The organism is Lederbergia lenta NBRC 16444, assembly GCF_001591545.1.
In the GTDB taxonomy this organism is placed as follows: domain Bacteria; phylum Bacillota; class Bacilli; order Bacillales; family Bacillaceae_C; genus Lederbergia; species Lederbergia lenta.
Map to the genome: position 1 here is coordinate 101301 of NZ_BCVC01000005.1, position 12404 is coordinate 113704.

The following is a 12404-nucleotide window of genomic DNA, read 5'->3' on the forward strand; positions in this document are numbered from 1 at the left end:
GAGATAGATAGATTTATCACTCAGCTATTCTATTATAGTCTTGATGTTCAAATGTACTTAGACCTAATGAAAGGTGGCACATTTGTTAATTAACAAATATTTATCACTGATGAGATGTATGAAGAAATAGAGAGTTAATGCTTAATAAAATGTCAAAAAGTATCCTGTTATTATTTGAATATTGCTTATTAATTAGATTTAAACTAGAAATCGTCCTTTTCTCCCATTTTTCTACAATATATTGAATATTGAATCGGGCTTGTTATACTTTAATTACCTACATTTCATTTTTGTTACAAAATTTACAGAGTCATTAAAATATTAAATGGAAAGGGGGCGGTTAAACAAATACTTATTGCAAACAGGATAATTTGTAAAGGAGGCATATTTTTGAAAAAAACTTTTCTAGTAATCTTAGTCTTTCTTTTAACTTTTCAAGGTATCCTGCCTGCAGTTGGTGCAACAATTAATACAGATAAGGATTTATTTCATATCGACGTTGAACCAAACGCTTCAAGTGAGCAGGCGATTATTAACATTTCGGCAATGAATGATTCTATAGAAAGCATGGAAGTGGCGCTGCCAAAGGAAAGTAATTTCAGTAAAGAGATACTTGTGTCTGAAACAATCGAGCTGAAATATGATGGAAACAGTCATAAAGTTACTATTAAGCGGTTGGATGATCAAACAAACTTAACTGCGAAAATAGTTTTAACAAATTTGACTGAGACAAATATTCTGCAGGTTCAAGGTATCGTAAAGGGTGAGGAGACCAGTCGCGAAGAATTTCAATTTAATATTCCGCAGGTTACAGCCACTAAAGAAACCGATCAACAAGCAGAAGAAAAACAGGCAAGAGATGAAGAACTAGGCAATGAAGAGAACAGTTCTGAATCTAGAAGTGATAGTTTATCAAAATCCGAAAGTGAAGAAACATTAATAGAAGATATAGAGGAAGAAGAAACAAAGGCGAACAAAGAAGTAAAGACATCCATACATACTGCTCAATTAATAACACCTTATTCTGGAAATCTCAATGTTGATATTGATATTACTCCACAAAATAATATTGTTCTGTCAGGCAATGCTGCTGGATATAATCTTGTATTAAAAGTGACAGGATCACGCACTGAATATACAAACGCAAGGGTTGTCGTAGATTTACCGATTACGGATTTTACAAGTTTTACACAAGATGTAAGCGAACTGATAATTGATGGGGTTACACCGATCTATAATGAATCGACAAAACAACTAATCTATGAATTTGATTCTATAAGGTCGGGAAGATCATATGAAACACTCATTAAAGTCAATACAGAAAATGGTATTTCACCGCAAGGAGCTGAATTGACTGCGCAAGCATCTTTTGAAGCGAATAACCAGCCGAAAATAACTGAGGATGCTGTAGTGAAAATAGACGCATCAAGTTCGATTAGCGTATCAAAAAAATTTAAAGAAACTCGTCTAAGTGGCAAGGTACAGAAGGCTCCTTTCCCAGGAAGCTATACCATTTGGGATATAAAGGTAAGCATCCCGAAAAAGGATATCGGCCAAATGTATCTCAAAGAAGGTTCCAAGATTGTCATTAAAGATACGTTTAGTAACGGATTGACGTTTTATGATGTCATGGACGATACACCTACACCCACGCTTTCAGGGCGCACATTAACATGGGAGTTTGACGCTCCGACACTTGCAGAACAAATGCAAGCTGATGGAGAATTCTTTATTGTAGATTTACGAGTGCGCTTACAAGTAACGAACAATAACACTCTTGTAGGAACTACTCAAGAAAATAGTGTAAATGTAAGTGGGACATTTATAGACAATAAAACGATAACAGCGGATGCCAAAGATAGTATATACATTAGCAGCAAACCAGAGGACACAGGTGAGGTTAAAGGGAATGTATATATTCCTTCGTTTATCGGGCCTTCAAATAATAATGGTGAATTTGGCGATAACGATATAAAAGATCCCAATCCAGCTGTCTATGATGATGCTTATCTTGGCTTTAGGCATGGAATTAATAGTTTGCAAGCTGGAAAAGTACATGATTTTACGGCATATGCAACAATAATAAGAATTGATCAAAATTTAATCTTTCAAGTACTGAGGACGCCAGGCGATTGGAGATACATGCCGACAACGGCATTTAATGTGACTCCGCCCATTCCGTTAGAGCGAGAACCTGAATTTAAAATCGTTGCAAAAGTGAATGGTGCAGAAAGAACATTGGTAGAAAATGCTAAATCCGCTGCTACTTATACAAGGGAAAACTTAGGTCTTTCACCTTCGGATCAAGTATCGGAAATTAAATTTGACTTTACGTATGCACCAGCAGGGTTGAGTGCCGGCAGTTGGGCACAATACTTTTTTAATGTGAAACCAGGTACGATTGGTCAAGTGGAAAATACATTTAATATTTTCGGAAAAGATTATGAAGGAAAAGCCTTTAGTTATGAAAATTCAGATGATCATGCTAGGGTAGCAAGTCCACGTCATGCAACGATTGTGCCAAGGCCTGTTGATCAACCGCCAATTGGAAAAGTAGGTGTTGAACTTTTAGCTCATGATGGTGGGGAGATCACACATGGTGAAAATAGAGTGAAAGTGACTCTTTCGAATATGGGTAGTTCCGTTCTTACGATGAGTGGACCTTTAGAAGCAGTTATTTTAATGCCTAGTGGAGTTACGCTGAATCAAAATCCCAATGCAGAATATACAAATACGGACGGAGCCCCATCAAATGGCCAATATGAGATCTTGGATATGGATTACAATGGCAGCGGTCGTCAACTAGTTAAAATTAATTGGGATGATGATCGAATACGAATAGGCAAAGATCTCACTGCGGAACTAGATATTACAGTTTCTAAAGGAGCTCCAAATACTCTGCAGTTTGATGTATACGGTTTTTCAGGTGATGAAGTGCTCGGTGCACCCACAACATCTGGTGGAACTGTAACGGACACAATCCTTCAACAAGACAGTGAAGATCTAAATAGAAATGGGAACACGGAACAACCCCGGTTAAAGTCTGGTAACATCTATATGATTCGTGGACAATATGATATTCAGACAGAAAAGTTAGTAAAAGGCGAATTGGATGATGATTTTACGCATTTCGGTCATACGACACCAGGCGGTTCGATCGAATATCTAATGAAATTAACAAATACGACCGGTGTAGATATTACAAAAATGGTCCTAATTGATGTATTACCTTCAGTGGGTGATTTAGGGATTACAGATAATGTTGATCGCGGAAGTAAATTTACACCGAAAATGACGAATTCGATTGTGTTGCCTGAGGAATGGAAAAATAAAGTAAATGTATTATACAGTACAGCAAAAAATCCAAAACGGGATGATTTGACGAAGAACACTTCCTATCCTGATTCGACAACTAAGTTGATCAATCCAGCGGGTGCCGAAAACCCTAATTGGATGACAGAAGATGAAGTCATCGATTGGTCAGCCATCCACTCTTTTAAAATTGAATTAAAAGAGGGTATTGAATGGGTTAAAGGCCACGATATGCAGATTCAATTTAGGATGCAAGCTCCGTCTGAATTTGAGGTGGACAGAGAAGTGCTAGATGCCGCGATTGAAAAGACAGAAAGAGCAGCATGGAACTCCTTTGCAGTTGCCACAGATCATGGACAACCTGTAGAACCACTGCGTGTAGGCGTTTATATGGATTATGAGATCGAAGACCCGACAGTGGACAAAACAATTAACGATCAGAAAGAAACGGTGGAGCTTGCCAATCGCAACGAACACTTTACTTGGAAAGTAGCGTATGACTTTGGGAACTATACAACTAATTGGCAATCCGTTGTATTAAGCGACCAAATTCATGAACTGCTAGACATTGAATCCGTGCAAGTGATTGACCAAGATGGACAAGATGTCACGGCAAATGGTGAACTTGATCAAACTGATAACCTAGTGAAGTTCACATTAAATCAGAAGAATGGTAGCTTTGCTTATTTAAAGGATCAGACTTATACACTTGTCATTGATTCCAAGATAAAGAGTACTGCGACTGATGAAGAGTTGGAGCCTTTTATCCAATCAGATGGTATTCCTAATAAAGGATTGTTATCTATTGACGACAAGCCGACAGAGTCTAATGAAGTGAAAGTAAAACCACCTGTGCTTGGAGATGTCAAAATTATCAAAGTAGATGAAGACACAGGAGAAGTACTTCAAGGGGCAGAATTTGAGCTAAGAAAATGTTCGGCAGCAGATAGTGTCGCTGAAGAATGCCAAGTGGTTAAAAGTGGAATTACTGGTGCAACCGGTGAGTTGGCGTTTAACGAACTTGAAAAAGGACATTATAAACTCATTGAAACAAAGGCGCCTGACGGATATCGCTTATTAACGAACCCAAAGGATATAGAAATAACAGATTCAAATAGAGTTATAGAATTAAAAATTGAAAACAAAAAGTCAGGGTGGGAACTCCCGAATACTGGTGGAATCGGAGCATTTATCTTCTATCTAGTAGGAGGATTGCTCATGGCTGGTTCATTACTCTATTTATTAAAGAGAAAAAAAGTAAACAACTAAAAACTTTTGGGGGAAAACAATGAAACTATTGAAAAAAAGATCTATCAATCTAGTCCTAATCGCAACGTTATTTCTGTCATTCTTTTTACCGAATTTCGCAAGTGCTTATGTTATAACAGGAGACGCAGCAAATCCAAGTTTAACAATTTATAAATATGAGCAGGAATCGGGCGATTCCCAAAGTGAAGGGACAGGCCAGTCTGGTCAAAGTCCTGTTGGGGAACCTTTGCAAGGTGTTGAGTTTTCTATAACGAAAACAGATGCCTATGATCCTGATACGGATAAGTGGACAGAAGTAGTCGATGCAACCCCACTTACAGCAACAACGGATGAAACAGGAAAGATCGTTTTTAACAGTGCAAATGGCTTGGAAATGGGACGTTATGCGGTAAAAGAAACTGCTGGTCCAGCTCATGTCAACCTAAATCCGGACACGTTTTATGTAGATATTCCGATGACAAGCAAAGATGGGAACACGCTTAATTATGAAGTGGTTATTTATCCAAAGAACGAAACCATACGCGGTGCCGTCGAACTCGAGAAGCTTGATGGGGATACAGGTTTAGCATTGCCAGGTGTCACATTTGACTTATACAATTCAAACGATGAAAAATTACAAGAAGGACTAACCACTGATAGTAACGGATTCATCCGTGTAAATGGATTAGCCTATGGAAATTATTATTTTATAGAAGTATCAGCACCTGGGGATTATGTGCTTAAAGGGGATAAAATTCCTTTTTCGATTACTAAAAGTGGAACAGTGGCAACTGATGGGACAAAGACAGGAACTGTAGAAACGATCACAATTGAAAACTATAAAGCACCTAATATCGAAAAGACTATAAACGGTTCAACTGAAAAATATGAAACGAATCGTGAAACAGAGTTCACGTATAACTTGAAAATTTCCTTGCCAGAAGATATTAAGGATTACAAGGAATTTATCGTAACGGATAATTTGGATGATAGACTTAATTACACTGGACAATGGTCTGTTGATGGTGTTGATGATTCTGTCTTTACTTTTAATCAAAACGAGCAATTATTAACATGGACTGTAAATAACTTTGCAGCATTAGATGGGATTAAATCTGTAACGATTAATTTCACGGCTGAAATAAAGGCTGGTGTAGAAGTAGCAGAGATTCCAAACGATGCAAATATTGATTTTACAAATGATTCAGGAACAAACGGGAAAAAGACCCCAGAACCAGCGATCGTCATTCCAACAGAAGGATCAATGAAAATTATTAAACAAGACGGAAAAACGTCTACCAAATTAGCTGGTGCTGAATTTGAACTTCGTGATAAGGATGGGAATGTAATTGAATCGGGCACTACTGACAGTAATGGTGAACTAGCTTGGGCAGGGCTTGATTACGGAAACTATCAACTGGTGGAGACCAAAGCCCCAGAAGGCTATCGAATCTTAAAGAATCCAATTGATATTAAGATTAATAAAGAAAATAGTGAAATTACCTTAACAGTGGATAACTACCAAAACGGCTGGGAATTGCCGGTTACTGGTGGTATAGGAACAACGTTATTTACAATCATCGGATTATTATTCATGGGACTGGCAGTCTTTTTGTATATTCGACGAAAAAAAGCAATAGTGTAATTAACGTATAATGTTTACAATGAAGATAAATGGAAGCAATAATTCTTCCATTTATCTTTTTTTACAATTAGGAAGTGACGAAAGATGAAGAAAATAATTATTTTAACTGTATTTATCATCGGTCTAGGCATATTCTCCTATCCGATTATTAGTAACTTTTTTTCCTCTAAGGAGCATCACACAATTGTAAGTGAATACAATCAAACGATAAAGAAAATGGAAGATGAACAGTTAGAAAAGGAAAAAGAGAAGGTTGAGAAACATAATGAAAGTTTAGCGCAATCAGAAGTGGATTTCGTAGATCCATTTTCTAACAATAACCTTGATGAAATTGAATCCGGACAACACAGTTATTATGATGCTTTGAATATAGGTCCTGCAATAGGAAGTGTGATGATTCCTAAAATTGATGTGGAGTTGCCCATTTATCATGGAACAGATGAAAAAGTGTTATCAAGAGGGGTGGGGCATTTAGAAAACTCATCCTTGCCTTCTGCAAAGCTTGGAACTCACACTGTATTAACAGCCCACAGAGGTTTATCAAGTGCAAAAATGTTTCGGAACTTGGATGAATTAACTATTGGTGATCAATTTTATGTACAAGTTTTAAATGAAACTTTACTTTATGAGATTCACGATATAAATGTTGTATTACCTCATGAAACCGATTGGCTTCAAATGGATGAAGATAAAAATATTGTTACTCTATTAACATGTGACCCCTATATGTTTAATACTCATAGACTACTTGTTACCGGTCATTTAATTCCTCATGACCAAGCGAAAGAACAACAAGCGAATGTAATAAATCATAGCGACAATGATGTATATTGGATAGGAGCAGCCATTTTAGCTACTATTGCTTTTGGTATCTGGTTTAGAAGGCGGCATAAAAAAGATAAGGGGGAAAATCGATGAGAAAGAATGGTTGGATCATACTTTTATTCATCGTTGGTCTATCTGTTTTGGTCTATCCCTATGCCGCACAGTGGCTCAATGATTATTTTCAAAAACAGCAGGTGCATGAATTTATGCAAAACGCCTCGGAAAAGAGCAATGAAGATATTGATGAAATGATGGCTGAGGCAAAAGCGTGCAATGAAGAGATCTATTACAATAGTGCGGGTTTTCAGGATCCTTTTAGTGACCGTGAAGAAAAATTTCAAAGTTTTAAAAAATGTTTGGGAATCCATGATGAAGCAATATTTGGAGCGATTGAAATCCCCAAATTAAAGCTTTTAATTCCTATCTACTTAGGTGCGACTGATGAAATTTTAAATAACGGAATTGGTCAGGTGGAAGGTTCCTCGATTCCAATAGGTGGAAAGAGCAGCCATACTGTTTTGGCAGGACATCGAGGAATGGGAACGAAGGAAATGTTTCGTAATATAGATGAATTGCATAACGGTGATGTTTTTTATGTACATACAATGAGCGAAACTTTGACTTATAGGGTTAAAAATCAGCAAATCATATACCCTCATGAAACGGAGTCTTTGGAAATTGAGGAAGGCAAAGATTTGGCTACTTTATTAACATGTCATCCTTATAGGCACGATTATCAAAGATTGTTAATTCAAGGTGAACGAGATAAGTAATATATATATGAAGCTTAATCCATTAGAACTCATTGTCTTAAGTCCAGGTAGATTTAAGAAAATCCATAGGTAAAATATACACCAACTATCCCTAATGGCAGGAAGGCTATCCTCAAAGTTTATTTAGAGGATGGTCTATTTGACTACAAAAGCATTATAATTAATAAATGATAAACATTTACCAAAGGGGAAATTCACCATGAAGGTCATTTTAGTTGACGATGAACCGATTTTGCTAACTCATTTAGAAAAATTATTTAAGGATATCGATGGGATACAGTTGATCGGAATGTACAGCAATCCTTATCAGGCGATAGAAGCTGTTCTGAGGGATAAACCTGACGTTGTTTTCCTTGATATTGAAATGCCAGAAATAAACGGAATCGAAGTAGCAGAGAAAATTCAAAATAACTTGCCATTAATTAACATTGTATTTGTTACAGCTTACAGCGAATATGCTGTAAAGGCATTTGAAATCAATGCCGTTGATTATTTATTGAAACCATTGAATCGTAACCGGTTACTCAAAACTGTACAGCGCTTTCAGGTGAACAATAATAGCAAGGAGTTGCCTGTTCAAACACCGATGGTCTGCTGCTTTCAATCTTTTCAATTTATAGATGCTCAGTCTCAAAAGCTTCAAGTTCGTTGGAGAACAAACAAGGCTGAGGAGCTGTTTCTTTTTCTGCTCCACAATCGTCAGAAGCCCATTCGCAAAGAAATGATACTTGATTTATTTTGGCCTGAAACCGAATGGGATAGAGCGTACACCCATATGTATACTACGATTTATCAAATTCGCAAGGCCCTTAAATCTGCTAACCTCCATATTAAGATAAAAAGCCTTGGAGAAAGTTATATTCTTGATTTGAATGGAGTGAAGTTAGATGTTGACGAGTTAGAAAAAGGAATCAATCAATATCCTTTCGTTAACAGCAAAACTTTAACCTATCACCAAAATATCATGGCCTTGTATCAAGGCGACTATTTAGCTGAATCCTAATATACTTGGGCTGAGGGTGAAAGAGAGAAACTCAGAAATCTTTGGTTCAATCATGTGAAGAAACTGGCAGACTATTTCATAATAAATGGACAATATAATGAAGCTATTATCTTATATAGCAGGGTTCAGGAAATATACCCTTATGCAGAAGATAGTTATTTTAGGTTAATGCAGTTATATGGTGAAACTTCAAACCGTTTTCAAGTTGAACAGCAGTATGAGAAGTTGACAAAGATGTTATTAAACCAATTTTGTGCTAAACCTAACCAGGATGTGCAAATCTGGTATGAATGCTGGAAAAATAAAATAGGATCAGAAAAATTATTAACGCTCAGTTCATTCGACTAAAACATGTTTTAAGCAATTTTACCTTACTAGAATATTAATTTAAATTAATCCTTGTGATTTGTGTTGATTTTATGAATGTTTATAGGAAGGGCTCACATGAAAAGCTTAGAGCGTGAATTAGCTCTCATTATTTTCAAAACGTTCATCGAATTGGGATTACGTTCACAGGACAATCTTCCTGACTTAATAATTTATGAGGCTTTTCCAAATGATGTAGCAGGAGATCCCATTTTTAAGCATATGAGGATGTTCAGAGCGCTATATTCTCGCTTCTACTTACCGTATTTAAAGTTGTGTTTTCCTATGTAATAACTTGGACGAATAAGTAAAGAGGGATGGTGAACTAACTATTAGTAGGTTAATAAGAAAGCTTTTATTTAGAGTATGTTGGTAACAGTATTAGCAATATACAAGTTAGCTTGGGCATTCATCTCTATTTATATTTTGTCCGACGATAGGAATGGTATACAGATCCAGTATCATATCGCCATTCTCTAATCAACAAACCAACAATTACCTCCAATATAAAATATGCGGTGCCAAGGGCACCGCACACATGTCAATCTGCTTCTAGCATATCTTCTGCCATTTTTGATAGATGCTGGGCAGTTTTACTGATTTCCTGTATGGTGGAGGAAATTTCTTGAACGGTGGCGGCTTGGTTTACTGAGAATTGATTTACTCCGGTAAACGCTACGTTCAAATCTTGAATTGCATTTTGAATACCTTTAGTAATCTCATCAATCTGTGTCACATTATCTTTAGAATTAGTCGCAAGCTTTCTAATTTCCTCTGCCACAACAGAAAAACCTCTTCCAGCATCTCCTGCTCTTGCTGCCTCAATGGCCGCATTCAATCCTAGTAAATTACTTTGATCAGACACGGCTTTTACAACTGTAGAGATTTCCCCAATTTCATTTGCACCTACACTTACTTCTTGTACACGAGTGGAAATGGCGCCAACACGATCGGCTAACTCGGTCACGGAGGAAGTAATTTCTTCAATTGCTGCCGCTGTTTGTTCCGTGATGGCTGATAAATTTTCAGCAGCCATATAGAGTGCGTTCGCTTTTTCTAAGCTTGTTCCAAGGCCCACTCCGCCGATAACCTTTCCGTTTGAATCATGTAATGGAATTGCCCTAGCATTGAGTGGAAATCCAAATAACTCCTTTGGAACAATCATGGATTTGCCCCGATTTTCTCTTATCGCATTCGTAATAATATCGCCTTCTGCTAAAGGATCACCAGCATTTACATTTAAAGAAAACGTCTTGCCAGGAACATTCATGATTAATTTTTCTGTATCATAAATGCCTATTGTTATATCATCTTGTACAAGCTCATTTAAGTACGGGGCTACTTTTATGAAAGCATTAATCAGTTCGTTCTCCTGATCTACTTTATTTTCAGCATTTATCATATTTTACAATCTCTCATTTCTTTTTAGTATGGGAATACGCGTTGGCCATAGTTTACAGAAATCCATTTCAACGTAGTGAATTCTTCCAAACTCCATTCGCCATTTAAACGACCGATTCCTGAATGTTTTTCGCCTCCAAATGCAACGATAGGCTCATCATTGATCGTAATATCATTGACGTGTATCATGCCCGTGTGAATCTGTTTTGCCATCTCGACACCACGCTCTAGATTTTTTGTATGAAGCGCACCACTTAAACCAAATTTCGTGTCGTTTGCAATGGCAATTGCTTCTTCCTCCGTTTCAAAAGGAATGATACAAATGACTGGGCCAAATAGTTCTTCTTGTGCAACATCCATGTCAGGCGTAACATCTGTTAATATTGTTGGAGCAACCATATTCCCTTCGATATTCCCCAGCAGCACTGCCTTAGCGCCTTGTTCAATACCTTTATCAATCATTGCTTGTAAGTTTTCCGCTTGACGTTCGTTAACTACAGGGCCAATGATTGTTTCCGGATCGCGAGGGTCTCCCACTTTCAATGAAGCTGCTTTTTCCTTATATTTTGCAATAAATTCTTCGTAAACTGGCTTTTGCACAAGAATGCGGTTGGCAGACATACAAATTTGCCCTTGGTGTGTAAAGCGGCTGAATGTAGCAGCATTGACAGCATAATCAAGATCGGCATCATCCATCACGATAAACGCACTGTTCCCACCTAATTCAAGAATTGGCTTTTTAAAATGCTTCATTGCAAGTTGTCCAATATAGCTGCCCACTTTTGTCGAGCCCGTGAAAGAAATCACTCTCGGAATTGGATGTTCAACGAATGAATCGCCAATTTCCTTAATGTCCGTCACAATCACGTTTAATAAACCTTTAGGAATTCCAGCTTCTTCAAAAATTTTAGCAATAAGCGTACCGCCTGTAACTGGTGTTTCCTCATGAGGTTTAAGCACTACACCATTGCCGGCGCCAAGTGCTGGTGCAACAGATTTCATCGATAAGAAGAACGGGAAATTAAATGGACTAATGACGCCAACCACACCAATTGGCAAACGGTATAGTCTGTTTTCCTTCCCGTCTTCAATGGAAGGAAGAATTTTGCCTTCCATTCTTAATGGAAAAGTGGCCGCTTCTTTAATCATATTTTTTACAAGTCCAATTTCAAAAGCAGCTTTCAACCGCGTTCCACCAAGTTCATCCATGATAATATTCGTAATTTCTTCTTCGTGTTCATCTATATAATGAACAGCTTTTTCCAAAATATCGCGCTTTTTATATGGGTTCACTTTCGCCCATTCGTCTTGCGCCCTTAAAGAAGCTTTATAAGCAGCATCCACATCTGCCTCAGTCGCCATCTTATACGACAAAAGTACTTCCTTATTATAAGGGTTTACATTATGTAAAATATTCTCACTTTGTCCTTCTCTCCACTCACCGTCAATATACTGATTACCTAAAGACTTTAATTGTAACATTCATATTTCCTCCCTAAACTATTTTCTCTATAACCTTTTATATCGGCTATATTACCTGTTTCTTTAGGACCAGAATTGTTTGGGTGCCTGGCACCCAAACAATTCTGGGATTATAAGAGAGACTTATATACTCCTATTTCTTATGTTTTTATCATTATTATTACATCGCCATTCTAGCTGTACTGCCTATACTGATAGTAATTACCTATCCGGTAAATTGTGTGGGTGCCTGGCACCCGCGCAATGACTTAATACCTATAATATACTAAAATGTTAAAAACTGTTTTTTAAACGTTTATAACTGTTATTTTAATTCTAATAATTGTGAATATTTGTATAGAATGTAGAT

At 37.1% G+C, this 12404-nt stretch carries 7 protein-coding genes and 1 pseudogene; 6 read left to right on the forward strand and 2 right to left on the reverse strand.

Annotated features, from left to right (window positions below; all coding sequences use genetic code 11):
* Window positions 1–390: 390 nt before the first annotated feature.
* The 6 genes and pseudogenes from BLE01S_RS15570 to BLE01S_RS21435 all read left to right on the forward strand — a co-directional run.
* Window positions 391–4581, forward strand: coding sequence for an adhesive domain-containing protein (locus BLE01S_RS15570; protein WP_066144370.1), 4191 nt, complete (start codon window positions 391–393; stop codon window positions 4579–4581).
* Window positions 4582–4600: 19 nt separating this feature from the next.
* On the forward strand, window positions 4601–6205 hold the full coding sequence (locus BLE01S_RS15575) for a SpaH/EbpB family LPXTG-anchored major pilin (protein WP_066144373.1): 1605 nt from the start codon (window positions 4601–4603) through the stop codon (window positions 6203–6205).
* 84 nt (window positions 6206–6289) lie between these two features.
* Window positions 6290–7123: a class C sortase gene (locus BLE01S_RS15580; RefSeq protein ID WP_066144377.1), complete on the forward strand. Its 834-nt coding sequence runs from the start codon at window positions 6290–6292 to the stop codon at window positions 7121–7123.
* On the forward strand, window positions 7120–7803 hold the full coding sequence (locus tag BLE01S_RS15585; RefSeq protein WP_066144380.1) for a class C sortase: 684 nt from the start codon (window positions 7120–7122) through the stop codon (window positions 7801–7803). The genes BLE01S_RS15580 and BLE01S_RS15585 overlap by 4 nt, the downstream gene beginning before the upstream one ends.
* A gap of 199 nt (window positions 7804–8002) precedes the next feature.
* Complete coding sequence (locus BLE01S_RS15590) at window positions 8003–8806, forward strand: response regulator (RefSeq protein ID WP_066144383.1); 804 nt, start codon at window positions 8003–8005, stop codon at window positions 8804–8806.
* A 15-nt stretch (window positions 8807–8821) separates the two neighbouring features.
* Window positions 8822–9154 (forward strand): annotated as a pseudogene (locus BLE01S_RS21435) (bacterial transcriptional activator domain-containing protein); the annotation flags it as partial.
* Window positions 9155–9713: 559 nt separating this feature from the next.
* Here BLE01S_RS21435 and BLE01S_RS15605 read toward each other — a convergent pair.
* Window positions 9714–10574 (reverse strand): methyl-accepting chemotaxis protein, encoded by an 861-nt coding sequence (locus tag BLE01S_RS15605; protein ID WP_066144391.1) that lies wholly within the window; start codon window positions 10572–10574, stop codon window positions 9714–9716.
* 23 nt (window positions 10575–10597) lie between these two features.
* On the reverse strand, window positions 10598–12055 hold the full coding sequence (yfmT, locus tag BLE01S_RS15610) for a benzaldehyde dehydrogenase (protein WP_066144394.1): 1458 nt from the start codon (window positions 12053–12055) through the stop codon (window positions 10598–10600).
* Window positions 12056–12404: the final 349 nt, after the last annotated feature.

Excerpts from the sequence above, each read along its gene's own strand:
- BLE01S_RS15580 (WP_066144377.1), top strand. The coding sequence starts at position 6,290 with ATGAAGAAAATAATTATTTTAACTGTATTTATCATCGGTCTAGGCATA.
- BLE01S_RS15605 (WP_066144391.1), bottom strand. The coding sequence starts at position 10,574 with ATGATAAATGCTGAAAATAAAGTAGATCAGGAGAACGAACTGATTAAT.
- yfmT (WP_066144394.1), bottom strand. The coding sequence starts at position 12,055 with ATGTTACAATTAAAGTCTTTAGGTAATCAGTATATTGACGGTGAGTGG.
- BLE01S_RS15590 (WP_066144383.1), top strand. The coding sequence starts at position 8,003 with ATGAAGGTCATTTTAGTTGACGATGAACCGATTTTGCTAACTCATTTA.
- BLE01S_RS15585 (WP_066144380.1), top strand. The coding sequence starts at position 7,120 with ATGAGAAAGAATGGTTGGATCATACTTTTATTCATCGTTGGTCTATCT.
- BLE01S_RS15575 (WP_066144373.1), top strand. The coding sequence starts at position 4,601 with ATGAAACTATTGAAAAAAAGATCTATCAATCTAGTCCTAATCGCAACG.